Source organism: Roseomonas haemaphysalidis (assembly GCF_017355405.1).
Lineage (GTDB): Bacteria > Pseudomonadota > Alphaproteobacteria > Acetobacterales > Acetobacteraceae > Pseudoroseomonas > Pseudoroseomonas haemaphysalidis.
The window spans coordinates 1,983,283-2,002,582 of record NZ_CP061177.1 but is presented as its reverse complement, the minus strand read 5'-3'; the positions used below and the strand labels follow the sequence as shown (position 1 = coordinate 2,002,582).

The window sequence follows — 19,300 nt, the reverse complement described above, 5'->3', positions numbered from 1 at the left end:
AACAGATCCTTCAATGCCGAGCCCACAGGACTCGGCGCCGCGATGCGTCCGTGACGCGCGGTGGCCGGCGCCGACAGCAAATGACCGGACCATGACACCCAGCATCGCGACGCCGCTGCGACTCAAAATCCCGTGATCCGGCGGGAAGCATCCGGATTCAGGACTAGCCATGCTCCGATCCATGCATAGCCTGTGAAGAACAATTGCAAGGTCAGTACGATGTCTGAAGCGAAGCGCGGTTGGACCCCGGATTGGGTGCAGCAGTTCAAGATGTTCATCACCCGTGGCAACGTCATCGACCTTGCCGTGGGCATCATCATCGGCGCCGCCTTCACCGCGATCGTGTCGTCGCTGGTGGAGGACATCTTCAACCCCATCATCGGCCTGCTGATCGGCGGCGTGGATTTCTCCAACATCTTCGTGGTGGTGAAGGGCGAGCGGCTCGCGACCTTCGAGGCCACCCGCGCTTCCGGCGCCGTCGCCCTGGGAATCGGGTTGTTCATCAACGCCTGCATCAAGTTCCTGATCGTCGCCTTCGCGGTGTTCTGGGTGGTGCGGGCCTTGACGCGGGTCAACCTGCGGGCAGATGCCGAGAAGGCCAAGACGGTGATGCCGACGGCCTCGGAAGTGTTGCTGGCGGAAATCCGGGACGAACTTCGCCGCCGGCCGGTCTGAGGCCTGCCCGATGCGCAAGGCATGGGCGCTTCTGGCGTTGCTGGGCTGGCTGTGCGGGCTGGCGCCGGCCATCGCCCAGGTGTCCCTGCCAGCCGACCTGACCCAGCGTGAACTGGTGATCGGCACGCGGGTCGCGCCGCCCTTCTCCATGAAAAACGCCGAAGGAGCCTGGGAAGGCATCAGCATCGACCTGTGGCGCCACCTGGCCGAGCGGCTGGGCGTGCGCTACCGCTTCGAGGAACGCGACACGGTTCAGGCGCTGCTGGACGCCGTGACCACCGGGCAGGTGGACGCGGCCGCGGCGGCGCTGACCGTCACGGCGGCGCGGCGGCAGGTGATGGACTTCACCCAGCCCTTCTTCGCGACCGGGCTGGGCGTCGCGGTCGGCCGCGGCGGGGCGACGGCCTGGCTTCCGGTGCTGCGCACCTTTCTGTCATTCGGCTTTCTGCAAGGCGTGCTCACGCTGCTCGGCATCGCCCTGCTGGTCGGCACGCTGATCTGGCTGTTCGAACGCAAGCACCACGAGGCTTACGGCGGCCCGCCGCTGCGCGGCTTTATCGCCGGCGCCTGGTGGTCGGCCGTCGCCATGACGCAGGCGGGTGCCGCGCAGGACGGCCCGCGCACCTTGCCGGGCCGGATCCTCGCGGTGATCTGGATGGTCGCGTCGGTGGTGACCATCGCCGTGTTCATCGCCGGCATCACCTCGGCCCTGACCACGCAGCGGCTGCAGGGCGTGGTGCGCAACGTCGGCGACCTGCGCTCCATCCGGGTGGGTGCCGTGAGCGGCTCCTCCACCGTGGACTTTCTCAACGCGCAGACCGTGGGCTTTGAAAGCTACGGCTTGCCAGCACAGGGTTTGCGCGCCCTGAAGGCCGGGCGGATCGATGCCTTCGTGTACGACCGCCCGCTGCTGGCCTGGACCATCCAGCAGGACTTCCCGGAACTGGAAGTGCTGCCCATCACGCTGGACAGCCAGAACTACGCCATCGCGCTGCCGCAGGACCACCCGATGCGCGTGGCGCTGGACGTGACCCTGCTGGACACGCTGCGAAGCGAATGGTGGACCCGCACCCGGCTGCGCTACCTGGGCAACGACGCCGCCAACTGAGCCGCCCTGGCCTGCGGCGGCAGGCCTGGCCTTCCGCAACGACCTGTCGCCCATCGGCCGCATCAGCCAAACGGCACGGCTGCGACCGCCCGGCGGAGTGGAACCCCCCTCCCGCCGGGCGGCGGTGGCCTGCCGTTCCCCCAACAGGCCACGGCGAGCGACGCTACCCATGAAGCGCCGCACCAGCCGAGGCTAGGCCCCGTCCACCGTGCCGGTCTCATCACAAGCTGCGTGTGTGCGTCGATTCCACCCATGGTGGAATTCTGGCCTCCGCCGGCCGTGGCATTGACCGGGCCCGGGAGATCACCCAAACCTGTCGGCCTCGGCGCGGTCAGGCCACGCCGGGCGGCGTGGCGCGGTGGAAGGTTGGTTCCGGGTGGCGGGGATGCTTCGCCGGCCCGGGGTCGCATCCCATCGCGCGACCCGGCGGAATGCAGCGGGCGCGCCGCGTGACGGCCTGCGATCAGGCCGCCTTCGCGGCAGGCAGGAAGGCCACGGATGATCAAGGACCTTTGGTACAAGAACGCCATCGTCTACTGCCTGTCGGTCAGCGACTACATGGACGCCAATGGCGACGGCGTCGGCGACTTCGAGGGGCTGACGCGGCGGCTGGACTACATCCAGGGCCTCGGCGCCACCACCATCTGGCTGATGCCTTTCCAGCCCTCCCCGCAGCGGGACAACGGCTACGACATCAGCGACTACTACGGCGTCGACCCGCGCTACGGCACGCTGGGCGACTTCGTGGAATTCACCCACGGCTGCAAGCAGCGCGGCATCCGCGTGATCATCGACCTGGTGGTGAACCACACCTCCGACCAGCACGAATGGTTCCAGGACGCGCGGCGCAGCAAGGACTCCAAGTATCGCGACTGGTACGTCTGGTCCGACCGCAAGCCGCCCAACGCCAACGAGGGCATCGTCTTTCCCGGCGTGCAGAAAAGCACCTGGACGCGTGATGCGCTGGCCAAGCAGTACTATTTCCACCGCTTCTACGAGTTCCAGCCCGATCTCAACACCGCCAACCCGCTGGTGCAGGCCGAGATCCTGAAGATCATGGGCTTCTGGCTGCAGCTCGGCGTGTCCGGCTTCCGCATGGACGCGGTGCCCTTCGTGATCGCCACCAAGGGCGCCAAGGTGCGCAAGCCGAACGAGCAGTTCGCCATGCTGCGGACCTTTCGCGAGTTCCTGCAATGGCGCAAGGGCGATGCCGTGATCCTGGCCGAGGCCAACGTGCTGCCCGACACGGACATGGACTATTTCGGCGCCGACGGCGACCGCATGCACATGATGTTCAACTTCCAAGTCAACCAGAACCTGTTCTACGCCCTGGCCAGCAGCGACACCCGCCCGCTCAGCAAGGCCTTGAAGGCCACCAAGCCGCGCCCGGCCACCGGGCAATGGGGCCTGTTCCTGCGCAACCACGACGAGCTGGACCTGGGGCGGCTGACGGTCAAGCAGCGGCAGGCGGTGTTCGCCGCCTTCGGGCCGGACAAGAACATGCAGCTCTACGACCGCGGCATCCGCCGCCGCCTGGCGCCCATGCTGCAAGGCGACCGCCGGCGGCTGGAACTGGCTTATTCCCTGATGATGACCCTGCCCGGCACGCCCGTGCTGCGCTACGGCGACGAGATCGGCATGGGCGACGACCTCAGCCTGCCGGAACGCGAATGCGCCCGCACGCCCATGCAATGGTCGGACGAGCCGCATGGCGGCTTCAGCAAGAACCCGCGCCCGCACAAGCCCGTCATCACCGGCGGCGCCTATGGCTTCGAGCACGTCAACGTCGCCCGCCAGCGGCGCGAGCCGGAATCGCTGCTGAACTGGACCGAGCGCGTGATCCGCATGCGCAAGGAAGTGCCCGAGATCGGCTGGGGCGACTTCGAGATCGTCGACACCGGCGCGCCCAGCGTGCTGGCCATGCGCTACGACTGGCTGGAGAACTCCGCGCTGTTTCTGCACAACTTCGGGCCCGAGGCGCGGGAAGTGGAGATCGACCCCGGCGCGTCCGGCTCGCATGACAGCCTTTTGGTCAATCTGCTGTCCGACGACCACAGCCGCCCGGACAAGAAGGGCCGCCACCACATCCTGCTGGAGCCCTTCGGCTACCGCTGGTTCCGCGTCGGCGGGCTGGACTATCTGCTGCGCCGCACCGAGGTGTAGGCCTGACACGGCCCCCGCCGCGCCCTACCTTGCCGCCGCATCACGGAAAGGCTTTCCCCATGGCGGCACTGGCGCTCGGCATCATCGGCTTCGGCATCATGGGGGAGCGCCTGCTGACCCAGGCGCTGCCGCATCCGGAATTCCGGCTGTCCGGCGTGTGGGACCCCTCGCCCGCCGCCGCGGCACGCCTCGCCGCCGCCGACCCGGCGCAGCGCATGGCGCCCGACGCCGGCAGCGTGATCGAACAGTGCGACGTGCTCTACATTGCCGCGCCGCCGGCCGCGCACCTGCCGCTGGCGCGCCAGGCGCTGGCCGCGGGCCGCGCGGTGTTCCTGGAAAAGCCCCTGGCCACCGACCTGACGGACGCGGAAGCCTTTGTGGCCGAGGCGGAAGCCGCCGGCGCGCGGGCGGCGGTCAACTTCCCCATGGCGTCCTCGCCCGCCGTGGCACAGATCGCCGCCTGGCGGGACGGCATCGGCGCGACCCGGTCGCTGGCGATCGGCACGCATTTCGGCCGCTGGCCGCGCGGCTGGCAGCATGAAGCCGCCGGCTGGCTGGCGCGGCGCGCCGAAGGCGGCTTCACGCGGGAGGTGGTGTCGCACTTCCTGTTCCTGGCCCGCCGCCAGCTCGGCCCGCTGCTGCTGCAATCGGCCGCCGTCACCTATCCGGAAGGCGATGGTGCGGAAACGCGCATCGAGGCGACGCTCACCGCCGGCGGCCTGCCGGTGACGCTGTCCGGCAGCGTCGGAGCCATTGCGGCGGACGAGGAAAACAGCTGGGTGCTGGAAGGCGGGCACGGCGCCATCCGCCTGCGCAACTGGTCGCTGGCCGAGCGCCGCGCCGATGACGGCCGCTGGGCCACCGCGCCGGACGCCGTGCCCAACGACCGCATGCGCCCCATCACGCTGCGCGCGCAGATGGACAAGCTGGCGGCCATGACGCGGGGCGAGCCGCACGGGCTCGCCACGCTGCGCGAGGCGCTGGAGGTGCAGCGCGTGGTGGAAGCGATCCTGGCGGCCTAGCGCCCCCAGCGCAGGACCAGCGGGTCCGCGCGCCGCGCCACCGCCAGCAGCCCGGCGCGGGTGTCCGGGTGCAGGGGGCGCAGGGGCGCGCGGGGGGCGTCACAGCGGATCACGCCACCTTCGCGCATCAGCGCCTTGGCCGCCAACAGGCCGCATTGCCGGTTCTCGTAGTTGATCAGCGGCAGCCAGCGCTGATAGGCGGCGGCCGCCGCTTCCCGGTCCCCCGCCGCCCAGGGGCGCATGATCTGCTGGATTCCGTCGGGAAAGCCGCCGCCGGTCATCGCGCCCGTGGCGCCGGCTTCCAGGTCCGCCATCAGGGTGATGGCCTCCTCGCCGTCCCACGGGCCCTCGATGGCCTCGCCGCCCAGGGCCAGCAGCTCGCGCAGCTTGCCGGCGGCGAAGGGCACCTCGATCTTGAAGTAGCTGACCTGCGCGATCTCGCGCGCCATGCGCGCCAGCAAGGGCGCGGACAGCACGGTGCCGCTGACCGGCGCGTCCTGGATCATGATCGGGATGTCGATCGCGTCCGACACGCCCTGGAAGAACTCGAAGATGCCGGCTTCCGGCAGGCGGATGGTGGCGCCGTGGTAGGGCGGCATCACCATCACCATGGCGGCGCCGGCATCCTGCGCGCGGCGCGACCGTTCGGCGCAGACCTGCGTGCTGAAATGCGTGGTGGTGACGATCACCGGCACCCGGCCGGCCACGTGGTCCAGGATCAGCGGGGTCAGCCGCTCGCGCTCCTCGTCACTCAACACGAACTGCTCGGAGAAGTTGGCCAGGATGCACAGCCCGTCCGAGCCCGCGTCGATCATGAAGTCGACCGCGCGCTTCTGCCCTTCCAGGTCCAGGGCGCCGCGCTCGTCGAAGATGGTCGGCACCACGGGAAAGACGCCCCGGAAGCGCGGGGCGGATTTGCTTTGGCTCATCGGCGTTTCTCCTGGCGCCGCTCCGTTGGGCGCGGCGGCGCTCGGCGGCCAGCTTGCAGGAAGCCCCCGCCGAGGTCCACCACCGCCCGCCGCCGCCGCTACGGCGCCTGCACCAGCGCGTGGCCGGCGCGCGCCACCACCCGGCCGCGCTTGACCACCAGCGCCCGTTCCGGCCGGCTGACGATGGCTTCCGCCAGCGTTTCGCCCGGCACCAGCACCAGGTCGGCGGTGCAGCCCTCCTCCAGCCCGTAGCCCTCGGTGCGCATGGTGGCGGCGCCGCCGGTGGTGCACACCGCCAGCGCCATGCTCAGCTCGTCGTCGCGGCGGAAGTTGTTGCGCAGGCCCACCAGCATGGCGCGCTCCAGCATGTCCGCGGTGCCGTAGGGCTGCCAGGTGTCGCGGATGCCGTCCGAGCCCGCGCAGGTGCGGATGCCCATGGCCAACAGCCTGGCCACCGGCGGCGCCGGGCGGCTGGCCGGGCCGGTGGTCATGATGGCGACATCCAGCGCCGCGATCTCGTCCAGCAGCGCGCCCACCATGGCGGCGTCCGGGTCGCCCAGGCAGAAGGCGTGGCTGACCGTCACCCGCCCCTGCATGCCCAGCGCGCGGATGCGCTCGAAGATCAGCTCCATGCTGAAGGCGCCCAGCAGCCCCAGCTCGTGCAAGTGGATGTCCACCGGCTTGCCGAAGCGCTCCGCCAGCCCGAACACCACGTCCAGGTGCCCCTTGGGGTCGCGGTCGATGCCGCAGGGGTCCAGCCCGCCCACCACGTCGCTGCCCATGCGCATGGCCTCCTCCAGCAGCTCCACCGTGCCGGCATGGGCCAGGATGCCGGATTGCGGAAAGGCGACCACCTCGATGTCCATGCTGTCGGCGAAGCGCGCGCGGGTTTCCATCACCCCCGCGATGCCCGCCACGCCCACCGCCACGTCCACGTCCACATGCGTGCGGATCTGCGTGGTGCCCATGCGCAGCGACTGCACCACCTGCCGCGCCGACTGCCGCGCCGGGTCGATGCCCAGCTCGTGCTTCAGCCGCCGCTCGTTGTCGATCTTGTCGATCAGCCGGGGGCCGGCGCTGTTGGGCACCCAGCCCATGCCCCACAGCGTCTTGTCCAGGTGGGTGTGCGCTTCCACCAGCCCGGGGATCACCAGCGCGCCGCCGCCATCCTCCACCAGCGCGCCCGCTGCCTCCTGCCCCGGGGCGATGCGCGCGATGCGGCCGCCGCGCAGCAGCATGTCCGTGGCGGCGCCGGCCATGGGGCGCACGTTCTTGAGCAACAGGTCCTGGGTCATCGCGGGCGCCTTTGGCAACGGAAGCCGCCAGCTTGCCGCATCATGGGCCAATGGCAACCCGCCCCGCTCGCCCCCCCGGCTCGCCCGACAAGCGCCAACACGGTACACCCCTGGCTTCCGCGACCCCGGCCAAGGCGCTTCCCGCATGATGCACACCGGCTTCGACTTTTCCCGGCTTTCGCCGCGCGACCGCTACAAGATCCTGATCGGCACGGTGGTGCCGCGCCCCATCGCCTGGGTGACCACGGTGGATGCCGAAGGCCGCGTCAACGCCGGGCCCTTCAGCTTCTTCAACTGCCTGTCCGCCGACCCCGCCATCGTGGCGCTGGGGGTGGAGGTCAAGGCGGACGGCGCGCCCAAGGACACGGGGCGCAACATCCGCGCCACCGGGTTCTTCACCGTCAACATCGTGTCGGACGCCCTGGCCGAAGCCATGAACGTCACTGCCGTGCCGTTCGGCGAGGGGGTGGACGAGGTGGCGCTGGCCGGCCTCGCCACCGTGCCGGGCACGGCGATCTCCTGCCCGCGCATCGCGCAGGCGCCGGCCGCGCTGGAATGCCGGCTGCATTCCTTTCTGGAGATCGGCTCGTCGCGCGAGATCATCCTGGGCGAGGTGGTGCACGCCCATATCCGCGCCGACGCGGTGGACGAGCGGCTGCACGTGGACCCGACGGTGCTGGACGCGCTGGGCCGCATGGGCGGCCACGGCTACGCCACCACGCGCGACCGCTTCGACCTGCCCACCATGACGGAAGCCGCCTTCACCGCCGGCACGCCCCCCGGCCGCCGCCCGCACGGCGGCTAGGGCTTTCTGCGGCCTCCGGTCTGGATCGGGCGCCCGGAAGGCGATACGCCTGCCGCGCGAAGCCGCCGCGAGAGGCGGCCCCCAGGCGAGGAAGGACACGGCATGGACGGCGCATCGTTCGACACGCGGCAGAACCTGATCGGCGGCAGCTGGCGCGCCGCCGCCGGGCGCGAAACCATGCCGCTGCTCAACCCCTCGGACGGCCAGCGCCTGGCCGAGATCGCCCGCAGCGGCGCCGAGGACATCGACGCCGCCGTGGCCGCCGCGAAGGAGGCCCGGCGCGGCGCCTGGGGCAAGCTGACCGCCACGGAGCGCGGGCGCCTGCTGTCCACCATGGGCCGGCTGGTGCTGGAGCGCGTCGAGGAGCTGGCGCGGATGGAGGCGCTGGACGTCGGCAAGCCCTTGAAGCAGGCCCGCGCCGATGCCGTGGCGCTGGCCCGCTACCTGGAATTCTATGGCGGCGCCGCCGACAAGGTGCACGGCGACAGCATCCCCTATCTCGACGGCTACACCGTGCTGTCGATCTACGAGCCGGTGGGCGTGACCGGGCACATCGTGCCCTGGAACTACCCGATGCAGATCATCGGCCGTTCCGTCACCGCCTCGCTCGCCATGGGCAACGCCGTGGTGATCAAGCCGGCCGAGGAAGCCTGCCTGACCGCGCTGGCCTATGCCCGCATCGCCGAGGAAGCGGGCTTCCCGGCGGGCGCCATCAACATCGTGTCCGGCACTGGCGAGGAAGCGGGCGCGGCGCTGTCCGCCCACCCCGGCATCAACCACATCTCCTTCACCGGCTCGGTGCTGGTGGGCGGTCTGGTGCAGGCGGCGGCGGCCAGGAACGCCGTGCCCGTCACGCTGGAGCTCGGCGGCAAGTCGCCGCAGGTGGTGTTCGACGACGCCGACCTCGACGCCGCCCTGCCCTTCCTGGTCAATGCCGGCATCCAGAACGCCGGCCAGACCTGCTCCGCCGCGTCACGCATCCTGGTGCAGAAAGGCGTGCATGACCGCGTGCTGAAGGCGATGGCCGAGCGCTACTCGGCGCTGCGCGTCGGCACCGCCATGTCGGACCAGGACATGGGCCCGCTGGTGTCCGGCCGGCAGCTGGAGATCGTGCAGGGCTACATCGACAGCGCGCGGCAGGACGGCCTGACCGTCGCCGCCCAGGGCCGCATCGGCGAGGACGCGCCCTCGGGCGGCTACTACGTGCCCCCCACCCTGGTCAGCGGCGCCCAGGGCTCCAGCCGCCTGGCCCAGGAAGAGATCTTCGGCCCCGTGCAGGTGGTCATCCCCTTCGAGGACGAGGCCGAGGCGCTCAGCATCGCCAACGGCACCGACTACGGGCTGGTGGCCGGCGTCTGGACCGCCGACGGCAGCCGGGCGATGCGCATGGCGCGCGGCATCGAGACCGGGCAGGTGTTCGTCAACAACTACGGCGCGGGCGGCGGCGTGGAGCTGCCCTTCGGCGGCGTCAAGCGCTCCGGCCACGGGCGCGAAAAGGGGTTCGAGGCGCTGTACGGCTTCGCCTCGCTCAAGACCATCGCCATCCGGCACGGTTGAGTTCTGAGGGGGCGCTGCCCCCTCAGGCTCCCCCGGCAGGGGATGGAATCCCCTGCACCCCCTTCTGAAAGAATGGGGGTCCAGGGGCCTCAGGCCCTTGGCGGGGAGGGTTCGGGAGGGGCAGCGCCCCTCCCGAAAGCCACAGCCACAACATCGCACAGGGAAGAGAAACGCATGAGACTGCAAGGCAAGGTCGCGATCGTCACCGGCGGCGGCTCTGGCTTCGGCGAGGGCATCGTCCGCAAGTTCGTGGCCGAGGGTGCCAGGGTTGTGGTCGCGGACCGCGACGCGGCGGCGGCGCAGCGCGTGGCCGAGAGCATCGGCGCCGCCGCCCGCGCCGTGACGGCCGACGTTTCCACCGCCGAGGGTGCCAAGGCCATGCTGGCGGGCGCGATGGACGGCTTCGGGCGGCTGGACGTGCTGGTCAACAACGCCGGCATCGGCCACACCCCGCAGCCGCTGGACACGCTGGACGAGGCCAAGTTCGATGCCATCATGGGCATCAACGTCAAAGCCATCTACTTGGCGGCACGCGAGATGGTGCCGGTGTTCAAAGAGCAGAAGTCGGGTGCGATCCTCAACATCGCCTCCACCGCCGGCGTCAGCCCGCGGCCCAACCTGACGTGGTACAACGCGTCCAAAGGCTGGGTGATCACCGCCACGCGCTCCATGGCGGTGGAGCTCGCCCCCTTCGGCGTGCGGGTCAACGCGCTGAACCCCGTGGCGGGCGAAACGCCGCTGCTGGCCACCTTCATGGGCCAGGACACCGCCGAGATCCGCGCCAAGTTCCTGTCCACCATCCCGCTCGGCCGCTTCTCGACGCCCGAGGACATGGGCAACGCCGCCTGCTTCCTGTGCTCGGACGAAGCCTCCATGATTACCGGCGTCGCCATGGAAGTGGACGGCGGCCGCTGCATCTGAGCTGACGGACGGCCGGGGCCACCCGTACCCCCGGCCGATCGTTTGTTGCGCCGCTCCTTAAATGCGCGACAGGAACCATCGACCGGCGTCCCATTCTGTTGCACAACCTCTCGCAAGCCGGACCAAACCGGTCGATACACTGCGGAGGATGCGCGACATGGTCGCAGCGACAGGCGGAGCGGCCGCCCCCACCCAACCGGTCAGCGAGATCGAGCGCAGCACCATGCGCAAGGTCATGTGGCGGCTGCTGCCGTTCCTGATCGTCTGCTACTTCATCTCCTACCTCGACCGCGTGAACGTGGGCTTCGCGGGGCCGGCCATGCGCGCCGACCTCGGGCTGTCCGCCACCGCCTTCGGCACCGCCGCCGGCATCTTCTTTCTCGCCTATTTCGTGTTCGAGGTGCCGAGCAACCTGGCGCTGAACCGCTTCGGCGCGCGCGTCTGGATCGCCCGCATCATGATCACCTGGGGCCTGCTGTCCGGCGCCCAGGCCTTCGTGGTGGGGGAAACCAGCTTCAACGTCGTGCGCGTGCTGCTGGGCGCGGCGGAAGCCGGCTTCTTTCCCGGCGTCATCTTCTACCTGACGCTGTGGTTCCCCGCCGCCTATCGCGGCCGCGTGGTGGGCTGGTTCATGTTCGCCATCCCCTTCTCCTCCGCGCTCGGCTCGCCGGTGTCGGGCTACCTGCTGAACATGGACGGCATCTGGGGCCTGCACGGCTGGCAATGGATGTTCATCGTCGAGGCGATCCCCGCGCTGCTGATGACCGGCGGCGTGCTGTGGTACCTGACCGACCGCCCGGCCGAGGCGAACTGGCTGACGGCGGAGGAAAAGTCCTGGCTGTCCACCACGCTGGAGCGCGAGCACCGCGAGCGCGAGGCAGTCGTCAGCTTCAAGTGGTGGCAGACGCTGCTGAACCCGCGCGTCATCGGCTACGGGCTGGTGTATCTCGGCCTCGTTTCGCCGCTCTACACGCTGGGCTTCTTCCAGCCGCAGATCATCAAGGCGCTGGGCAACGTGTCCAACGTGCAGCTCGGCTTCCTGAACGCCTTTCCCTACGCGGTCGGCGCCGTGACCATGGTGCTGTGGGGCATCTTCTCGGACAAGGTGCGGGAGCGGAAGTGGACCACCATCTTCGCCGCCGCCTGCGCCACCGCGGGGCTGCTGATCGCGGCCAGCAACGACGGGCTGGTGGCCAAGCTGCTGGGCCTCGCGCTCGCCTCCTACGGCATCTTCGCGGCGCTGCCGATCTTCTGGTCGCTGCCCACCGCCATGCTCAGCGGCGTGGCGGCGGCGGCCGGCATCGCCTGGATCAACTCGGTGGGCAACCTCGGCGGCTATTTCGGGCCGCAGGTCTTCGGCATCATCAAGGACCGCACGGGCGGCGACTACTACGGCCTGCTGTTCATGGCGGCGCTGCCCATCATGTCCATCCTGCTGGTGCTGCTGCTGGACCGCAAGCCGGCGGCCAACCCCGTCACCGCCCCCGCCGAATGACCGGCAGGCGGGAAGGCACGCCGCCTTCCCGCCGCCGCCCCTGACGGGAAAAATGCGACGGGACCCGGGGAAGGAGGCGTGCTTCCCCGGGCTCCCTCACCCTTCCGCCGTGGTCCGAGCCAGCCAGTCCACCACCGCGTGCATCGGCTCGCCGTCGCCGCCCGCGCGCCGCGCCTCGGTGAACACCGCGCGCTGCCGGTCGGCGCTGGAGCCTTCCGCCAGGATGCGCGGCACGCCGGCCAGCGCGGCCTCGCAGTCCAGCGCGGCCGCGTCCTCCGCCACCAGCGCCAGCACCGCCCCGACATGCTCGGCGAAGGGCCGCGCCACGCCGGCCTCGGCATCGATCAGCTCGGCGCGGATGCCGTCGCGCTGCGCCCGCCACAGGTTTTCCGCCGCCAGGGCGCGGTCGGCGCCGGTCAGGCCGCGGTGCAGATCCGGCCGCCGGTCCGCCAGCCGCACCAGGCAGCGGTACAAGGCGGCAATGGCGATGGTGTCGTCCACCCGCGTGCAGGCATCGGCCACGCGCAGCTCCAGCGTCGGGTACTTCACCGAAGGGCGCAGCGTCCACCACAGGAAGCTGGCATTCTCGATCGCACCCGCGCGCGTCATCACATCGACAAAGCGCGCATAATCCGCCTCATCCGCGAACAGCTCCGGCAGGCCGGTGCGCGGCATCTCGCCGAACACGGACAGGCGGTAGGCCGACAGTCCCGTCGCCCGCCCCTGCCAGAAGGGCGAGGACGAGGACAGCGCCAGCAGCAGCGGCATGAAGGGCAGGAGGCGGTTCATCAGGTCCACCCGCGCCTCCGGGCGCGGCACCTCGACATGCACGTGCATGCCGCAAACGACGTTGCGCCGGCCCAGCATCCGCAGGTCGCGCATCAACCCCTCGTAGCGCTCCTTCTCCGTGTTGGTCTGCTCCGTCCATTGCGCCAGCGGGTGCGTGCCGGCGGCCAGCACCAGCACGCCGTGCTCCCGCCCCACCCCGGCCAGCCCGCCGCGCAGCCCCGCCAGCACCCCGCGCGCCTCGGCGAAGTCCGTGGCGGGGGCGGAGGCGACCTCGACCTGGCTTTTCAGCAGCTCGCGCTCCACCCCAGGCAGCCGCGCGCGGGCGGCGGCGTGGAAGGCCTCGACGCCGTGGCCGGGGGTGCCGCGGGTGGCGGCATCGGCCAGAAAGTATTCTTCCTCGATTCCAAAACGAAAGCGGGTGTCGGTGGGCATGCGGGCGTGGCTCCTGTGTGGGGCCAGCAGACAGGCGGGCGGGCGGATTGTCCAGGCGCCACGCCGCGCGATAGGCTTTCCCCGCACAACCAGGGAAGCGCTGCCATGGACCTCAGGCTGGCGAACAAGACCGCGCTGATCACCGGCGGCTCCAAGGGCATCGGCCTCGCCTGCGCGGTGCTGCTGCGTCAGGAAGGCGCGCGGGTGGCCATCTGCTCGCGCAGCCAGGCCAACCTGGACGCCGCCCGCGCCACGCTGGGCGGCGATGCCGTCTGCATCGCCGCCGACCTGACGGACCCGGACGCCGCCCTGCGCGCGGTGGACGAGGCGCAGGCCGCGCTCGGCCCCATCGACATCCTGGTGAACTCGGCGGGGGCCGCCAAGCGCACCGTGCCGGCCGAGCTGAACCCCGCCGCCTGGCGCGCGGCGATGGATGCCAAGTATTTCTCCTACATCCACATGATCGACCCGCTGATCAAGCGCATGGCGGCGCGCCGCGCGGGCGTGGTGGTCAATGTCATCGGCAATGGCGGCAAGGTCGCCTCGCCCACGCACATCGCGGGCGGGGCGGCCAACGCGGCGCTGATGCTGGCCACCGCCGGGCTGGGCGCCGCCTATGCGCCGCAGGGCGTGCGGGTGGTGGGGCTGAACCCGGGGCTCACCGCCACCGGCCGCGTCCGCTCCGGGCTGGAAGCCGAGGCGGCGCTGGCCGGCGGCAGCGTCGCGGCGGCCGAGGCCGCGGCCGTCGCGCGCATTCCGCTCGGCCGCATGGCGGAGCCGGAGGACATTGCCCGCGCCGTCTGCTTTCTGGCCAGCGAGATGGCAGGCTACATCACCGGCGTGACCATCTCCATGGACGGGGCCAGCGTGCCGGTGGTGGTGTGACGGCGCGCTAGCCCGGCTCGTCGCCCACCCGCGGCGGAAAGGCCGGCTGCCATTCGCGGCCGGCCACCAGGCCCAAATTGGGATTGTGGAACGGGTCCGCCGCCGTGACCGCCGCCCAGCGCCGGCGCATCCGCTGCACCTCGGCCTCCTGAAAGGCGGAACGCTCGCCGGCGTAATGCGAGCCGTAGGTCTGCAACTCATGGTGATGCAGCTCGGCCTGTGCCGCATACACCACGGAATGCCCGGTCTCGCCGATGCGCAGCGCGAAGTCCACGTCGTTGAAGGCGCTGGGATAGCCCTCGTCCAACCCGCCCACCCGCTCGAACAGCGTGCGCCGGACCAGCAGGCAGGCGCCGGTGACCACCGACATCTCCTGCGCCAGCACGGCGCGGTCCATGTAGCCCGGCTGGTCCCCCGGCAGAAAGCGGTGCGCATGGTCGCACAGGCCGGACAGTCCCATGATCACCCCGCCATGCTGCACCGACCCGGCCGGATACAGCAGCCGGGCGCCCACGGCCCCGACCTTCGGGTCGTCCATGAAGGCCACCATCCAGCGCAGCCAGTCGGGGCGGATCGGCGACACGTCGTCGTTCAGCAGCAGGATGAACTCGCCGCGCGTGCGGGCGGCGACGTGGTTGTTGACGGTGGAGAAGTTGAAGCGCGGCGCGGCCAGCGTGGCCACGGCGGCGTTGGCGAAGCCGGCCAGCGACGCGGCCGCCGCCTTTTGCACCGCGTCCAGCGGCCCCGGCTGCATGACGGCGACCTCGACCTCCAGCAGCGGGTAGTCGGTGCCTTGCAGCACCGCGCGGATGCAGGCCAGCGAATGCGGCGCCCGCAGCGTGGAAGGCACGATGGCGGTGACCTTGCCGCCCGGCGCCGCGCCGTCGCGCAGCGCGAAGCCGATGGGCCAGGTGGGGCGCGGCACGATGCCCGGCCCGCCCCGCGCCAGGTGCTGGCCGACCAGCTCGGCCAGCACGGCGGCGGGGGCCGCCTCGGCGTCCGGTCGCCGGTGGGTCAGGATAAATGGGATGCGGGCATCGCCGCCCCCCTGCCCCGCCCGGTAGCGGTCCAGCCACAAGCCAAGGCGCAGCGCCTCCGCCCAGCCCACCCGGTCCGGCGACAAGGCGGCATGGCCCTGCAGCAGCTCCCGCCGCACCAGCCACAGGCCGCGCGACAGAATGCCGGACAGCATGGTGACGTGCCCTGGCACCGGCTTGAAGCGCGGCGCCTGCCGCCGGCCATCCGGGTCCAGATCGTCCTCGTCGGCGATCGCGATGCCGGGCTCGCCCAGGCGGCGCAGCTGCGCGCCCGCCAACAGCGTGGCATGGTCGGGCAGCACCTCGCCCGCCTGCAGGACGCCGACATAGCCCGTGCCCAGTGCCGCGACGGCTTCCGCCACGCCCGCGCCGTCCGCCGCCAACGCCACCGCGTGCGGCGCGCCGCAATGCTGGCGGGCGATGCTGTCGAGCGTCGCCTGCAGCGCCGGGGTGCCGGCCTGCCGCGCCAGCACCAGGTAGCCGATGGTCCCGGGCCCGGCGGCGGGCAGATCGTCCGGCCCCCAGGTGTCGAACATGGCGACCCAGCTGTCATAGCCTCGCGGCTCGCTGTATGCGGCGCGGAACGTGGCCGCCAGCAACAGGCGCAGCTCGCGCAGCAGCGGCCGTGGCCGCCAGCCGGCAGCCCGCGTCAGCCCGGCCAACGCGGCCGGCGGCGCCTGGCGCAGCAGCCGCAGCGCCGAGCGCAGGCGGCTGAAAGGGCGGAACGCCGGCGCCGCCGCCCGCACCGCCACCGCCGCGGGCCCCACGGCGTAAAGCCTGACCTGCGCGGTTTCCCGCGGCACGAAGCACAGGATCTCGGCATTGCGGTCCGGGGTGCCGAGATACAGGTTGTCCGCCAGCGGTGCCCCGGCGGCATCCTGCAGCACGGCGTACAGGATGGTGCCGGGCCCGACGCCCGTGACGGCGGAGGTGATGCGGTTCCAGCTGCCCTGCGCGCGCCCATCGGGCACCACGCTCCACAGCAATTGCGGGCGGCGGCTCATGCGCCGGCCACCGCCGGCTGCCGGCCGGCCAGCCACGCGGCGGTACCGCGCAGTCCTTCCAGCCAGTCGGTACGCGGCGCCCAGCCGAGCTCTCGCCCGATGAGGGTGATGTCCAGCACGTTCACCGGTACGTCCGCGGCGCGGGCCGGGCGGTGCAACACGGGGGCATCATGCAGCCCCAGCACGGCGTCCACATCCCGCACCACCTGCAGCAACGACCGGCCGGTGCCGGAGCCGACATTCATCACCCGGGCCGGCGCCGCGGCGCCAGCGGCGGCCAGCATCGCCTCCGCCAGGTCCTGCACGTGCAGGAAGTCACGCACCACGCGGCCATCGCCCCAGATCTCCACCGGCAGCCCGGCCTGGCGCCGCGCGATCAACGAGGCCACGACCCCCTGCCCCCGGTCCGGCCGCTGAAACGGCCCGTAGGGATTGGCGGCGCGCAGCACCACGGCCTCCAGCCCCTGCCGGTGCGCTTCCAGCCCCAGGTGCTTCTCGGCCAAGAGCTTGTGGATGCCGTAAACGGAGATGGGGTCCGTCGGATGGTCCTCGGCCAGCGGCAGCTTGCGCGGGATGCCGTAGACGGTGCCGCCCGAGGACAGAAACACGATGCGCCGCACGCCCGCCTCGCGGCACAGGCGGAACACCTCGATGGCGCCGGCGGCATTCTGCCGCAAGTCGTCCACCGGGTCGCGCTCCGCCGCCGCCGGCACGCTGCCGCCCAGCAGGTGGAACACCACCTCCGTGCCGTGCAGCGCCCGTGCCAGGGCGGGCAGGTCGTCCATGCCGGCCGTGGACCAGCGCATCGCCGGCAACGCGCCGGGAAAGGCCGGGGCGTGGCCGAAACCCTGCACCACGGCGCCCGCCGCCGCCAGCGCGCGGCACAGGTTGGTGCCGATAAAGCCGCCTGCGCCCAGCACCAGGCACGGCACGCCGGACAGGAGCGCGCTCACGCCCGGTCCGTATCCGTCAGCAGGAAACGCTCCATCTCGCCGGCCATGCGCTCGAAGGTGAACCGCCCGCCCGCCCGCTGGCCTTCGGCGGCGATCCGCGCGCGCAGCGCCGGGTCGCGCGCCAGCCGGGCGATGGCGGCGGCCAGCTCGGCCGCGTCACCCTTGCGGAACAGCAGGCCGGTCCGGCCATGCTCGACAATCTCGGTGTTGCCGCCGACATCGGAGGCGATCGTTGGGATGCCGCAGGCCAGCGCATGGATCAGGGTCAGCGAGAAGGGCTCGTAGAGCGAGGGAAACAGGTAGATGTCATGCGCGTCGAACAAGGCCGGAAGCTCGGCCTCCGGCACGACCTCCCGGCGTTCGATGTCCTCGGCGCGGCCGCTTTCGGCCACCGCGTCCTCGAAGCGCCGCAGATAGGCGGCGTCCTGTCCGTCGCCCAGGATGGTCAGCGTGACGCGGTCCAGGCCCAGCGCCCGGGCGTCCAGCAAGGCCAGGGCGCGCACGGCGGTATCGGCGCCCTTCAGGTCCACCAGCCGGCCGGCGAACAACAGGCGCAGCGTGCCGGGGCGCACCAGCGCACCGCGGTCCGGCGCCGGCAGGCCGCCGCGCGGCGCCTGCCGCACGCCGTTGTGGATCACGCGGTGATGGCGGAAGCGCGCGCCGCCGGCCGCGTAGAAGTCGCGCATGAAGCGCGCGCCGAACACCGCCTCCAGCCGCCGTGGCGGCGTGCGGCCGAGCAGGCGCTGCAGCCGGCGCTTCAGCCGCCCCGCCAGCGCGCGCCACGCCGGCGGCGCGGGCGGCGGCAGGAAGCTGCCGGTGCCGTGCACCACGTCGCGGAAAAAGCCGCTGACGAATTCCGGGTTGCGCATCACCAGCAGCCAGTTGTCGGTCAGCATCACCACCGAGCGGTAGCGGCTGGCTTCCAGCGCCGCCAGGATCGAGCCATCCAGAAAGAACAGGTTCCAGGCGAAGATCACGTCCGGCCGCACGTCGTCCAGCACGCGGTGCAGCGTGGCCAGGTTGCGGCTGTTGGCCGCCGCGCGCGCCGCGGCATCGCCCGGGAACGGGCTGTAGATGTCGGCACCCGCCAGCAGCTCCCATTCGCGGATCACGCGCTGCCCGGGATAGCTGGCTTCACGCCCCCCATAGGTGCTGGTCAGCACCGTGACCGCGTGCCCGCGGGCCGCGAACTCGGTCGCCACCTCGTGGCACAGCCGCTCGTAGCCGCCGACGACGTTGGGCGGGTACAGGTTGCTCAGAAACAACACGCGCATCACACCCACTCCAGCATGCGGGCGCGGAAGGCGGCGTCCTGCAGCAGCGGCCCGCTGTCCAGCCGGCCGCCGCCGTGGCGGCGCAGATAGGCCATGCAGGGGCCCGCGGCACGCGCCAGCTCATGCCGCTGCAGCACCGCCTGCACGGCGCCTGCCGCCTGCCAGTCGGGCTCCGGCGTGCCAGGCCGGTCCCACAACAGGGTCAGGTAGGCGCTGGCGCAGGCGGCCCATTCCAGGCGCACCTTGCGGTGATCCTCGGAAATGGTGTTGCTGCCGTGCAGGCGGTAGCGCAGCAACACCTCGTCGCTCAGCGCCAGCCGGTGGCCCAGCGCCAGGGCGCGCAGCGCGAAGTCCAGGTCATGCGTGTAGCGCAGCGCGGCGAAGCCGCCGATGCGCCCGACCAGGTCGCGCCGGAACAGGAAGTTCGAGGTGGTCATCAGGAAGTTCGCGTTGACCAGCGCGGTGCCGGTATCAGCCCCGGCGCGCAGAAAGCCCATCGCCTCGTCATACCAGGGGTTCGCGATGGCCTCGCCCTTGCCATCCATGAAGCTGATGGCGGAGGCCGCGAGGTCGGCGTCCGGCTGCGCGTCCAGCAGCAGCGCCAGCGCGTCCAGCCGCCCTGGCAGCCAGGCGTCGTCGGAATTCAGGATCGCCACGAACTCGCCGCCGCATTCGCCGATGCCGGCGTTGATGGTCGCATGCGCCCCCTGGTTGGGCTGGCCGCGAAAGCGGATGCGCGTGTCGCGCGCCGCCAGCAGGCGCATCACCTCGGCGGAATCGTCGGTCGAGCCGTCGTCGATCACCACCACCTCGCGCACCACCTCGCCCTGCGCCAGCACGCTTTCGATGGCGGGGGTGATGTATCCGGCATGGTTGTACAGCGGCACCACCACGGACACGCGGGCGGCGCCCGCGCTGCGTGGCGGCGCGGGCTTGCGGCGGAACAGGCCGAACAT

At 71.4% G+C, this 19,300-nt stretch carries 16 protein-coding genes; 9 read left to right on the top strand and 7 right to left on the bottom strand.

Going from position 1 to position 19,300, the window contains the following annotated elements:
• Positions 1 to 219: 219 nt before the first annotated feature.
• From mscL to IAI59_RS09180, 4 genes are all read left to right on the top strand, one after another.
• On the top strand, positions 220 to 675 hold the full coding sequence (mscL, locus tag IAI59_RS09195) for a large-conductance mechanosensitive channel protein MscL (RefSeq protein ID WP_207416242.1): 456 nt from the start codon (positions 220 to 222) through the stop codon (positions 673 to 675).
• A gap of 10 nt (positions 676 to 685) precedes the next feature.
• Entirely contained in the window at positions 686 to 1,783 is a 1,098-nt protein-coding gene (locus IAI59_RS09190) for a substrate-binding periplasmic protein (protein ID WP_207416241.1), read from the top strand.
• Positions 1,784 to 2,281: 498 nt separating this feature from the next.
• The gene (locus tag IAI59_RS09185) at positions 2,282 to 3,946 is read left to right on the top strand and encodes an alpha-amylase family protein (protein WP_207416240.1); all 1,665 of its coding nucleotides are present in this window, start codon (positions 2,282 to 2,284) and stop codon (positions 3,944 to 3,946) included.
• Positions 3,947 to 4,005: 59 nt separating this feature from the next.
• A complete protein-coding gene (locus IAI59_RS09180; RefSeq protein ID WP_207416239.1) occupies positions 4,006 to 4,968 on the top strand; it encodes a Gfo/Idh/MocA family protein in 963 nt (320 codons plus the stop codon).
• Here IAI59_RS09180 and IAI59_RS09175 read toward each other — a convergent pair.
• Both IAI59_RS09175 and IAI59_RS09170 read right to left on the bottom strand, forming a co-directional pair.
• A complete protein-coding gene (locus IAI59_RS09175) occupies positions 4,965 to 5,897 on the bottom strand; it encodes a dihydrodipicolinate synthase family protein (RefSeq protein ID WP_207416238.1) in 933 nt (310 codons plus the stop codon). The genes IAI59_RS09180 and IAI59_RS09175 overlap by 4 nt on opposite strands.
• A gap of 98 nt (positions 5,898 to 5,995) precedes the next feature.
• Positions 5,996 to 7,192, bottom strand: coding sequence for an amidohydrolase family protein (locus IAI59_RS09170; protein ID WP_207416237.1), 1,197 nt, complete (start codon positions 7,190 to 7,192; stop codon positions 5,996 to 5,998).
• Between the two features lie 145 nt (positions 7,193 to 7,337).
• Here IAI59_RS09170 and IAI59_RS09165 point away from each other — a divergent pair, with 145 nt between their 5' ends.
• The 4 genes from IAI59_RS09165 (at position 7,338) to IAI59_RS09150 (ending at position 11,970) form a co-directional block, all read left to right on the top strand.
• Positions 7,338 to 7,997: a flavin reductase family protein gene (locus IAI59_RS09165; RefSeq protein WP_207416236.1), complete on the top strand. Its 660-nt coding sequence runs from the start codon at positions 7,338 to 7,340 to the stop codon at positions 7,995 to 7,997.
• A gap of 102 nt (positions 7,998 to 8,099) precedes the next feature.
• A complete protein-coding gene (locus IAI59_RS09160; protein WP_207416235.1) occupies positions 8,100 to 9,554 on the top strand; it encodes an aldehyde dehydrogenase family protein in 1,455 nt (484 codons plus the stop codon).
• A gap of 174 nt (positions 9,555 to 9,728) precedes the next feature.
• Positions 9,729 to 10,475: a glucose 1-dehydrogenase gene (locus IAI59_RS09155; protein ID WP_207416234.1), complete on the top strand. Its 747-nt coding sequence runs from the start codon at positions 9,729 to 9,731 to the stop codon at positions 10,473 to 10,475.
• 157 nt (positions 10,476 to 10,632) lie between these two features.
• Positions 10,633 to 11,970 (top strand): MFS transporter, encoded by a 1,338-nt coding sequence (locus tag IAI59_RS09150; protein WP_237180560.1) that lies wholly within the window; start codon positions 10,633 to 10,635, stop codon positions 11,968 to 11,970.
• Positions 11,971 to 12,066: 96 nt separating this feature from the next.
• Here the strand turns inward: IAI59_RS09150 and IAI59_RS09145 are convergent, their stop codons facing one another.
• Positions 12,067 to 13,191: a carboxylate-amine ligase gene (locus IAI59_RS09145; protein ID WP_207416233.1), complete on the bottom strand. Its 1,125-nt coding sequence runs from the start codon at positions 13,189 to 13,191 to the stop codon at positions 12,067 to 12,069.
• Positions 13,192 to 13,296: 105 nt separating this feature from the next.
• On the opposite strand from IAI59_RS09145, the gene IAI59_RS09140 reads away from it, so the two are divergent.
• On the top strand, positions 13,297 to 14,076 hold the full coding sequence (locus IAI59_RS09140) for an SDR family NAD(P)-dependent oxidoreductase (protein ID WP_207416232.1): 780 nt from the start codon (positions 13,297 to 13,299) through the stop codon (positions 14,074 to 14,076).
• 7 nt (positions 14,077 to 14,083) lie between these two features.
• On the opposite strand, the gene IAI59_RS09135 is transcribed toward IAI59_RS09140, so the two are convergent.
• The 4 genes from IAI59_RS09135 to IAI59_RS09120 are packed head-to-tail and all read right to left on the bottom strand — an operon-like array spanning position 14,084 to position 19,300.
• Positions 14,084 to 16,117, bottom strand: a complete 2,034-nt coding sequence (locus IAI59_RS09135; RefSeq protein ID WP_207416231.1) for a glycosyltransferase — start codon at positions 16,115 to 16,117, stop codon at positions 14,084 to 14,086.
• Entirely contained in the window at positions 16,114 to 17,070 is a 957-nt protein-coding gene (locus tag IAI59_RS09130) for an NAD-dependent epimerase/dehydratase family protein (protein WP_207416230.1), read from the bottom strand. The genes IAI59_RS09135 and IAI59_RS09130 overlap by 4 nt, the downstream gene beginning before the upstream one ends.
• The gene (locus IAI59_RS09125) at positions 17,067 to 18,344 is read right to left on the bottom strand and encodes a glycosyltransferase family 4 protein (protein WP_207416229.1); all 1,278 of its coding nucleotides are present in this window, start codon (positions 18,342 to 18,344) and stop codon (positions 17,067 to 17,069) included. The genes IAI59_RS09130 and IAI59_RS09125 overlap by 4 nt, the downstream gene beginning before the upstream one ends.
• Positions 18,344 to 19,300 (bottom strand): glycosyltransferase family 2 protein, encoded by a 957-nt coding sequence (locus IAI59_RS09120; protein ID WP_207416228.1) that lies wholly within the window; start codon positions 19,298 to 19,300, stop codon positions 18,344 to 18,346. Before IAI59_RS09120 ends, IAI59_RS09125 begins: the two co-directional genes overlap by 1 nt.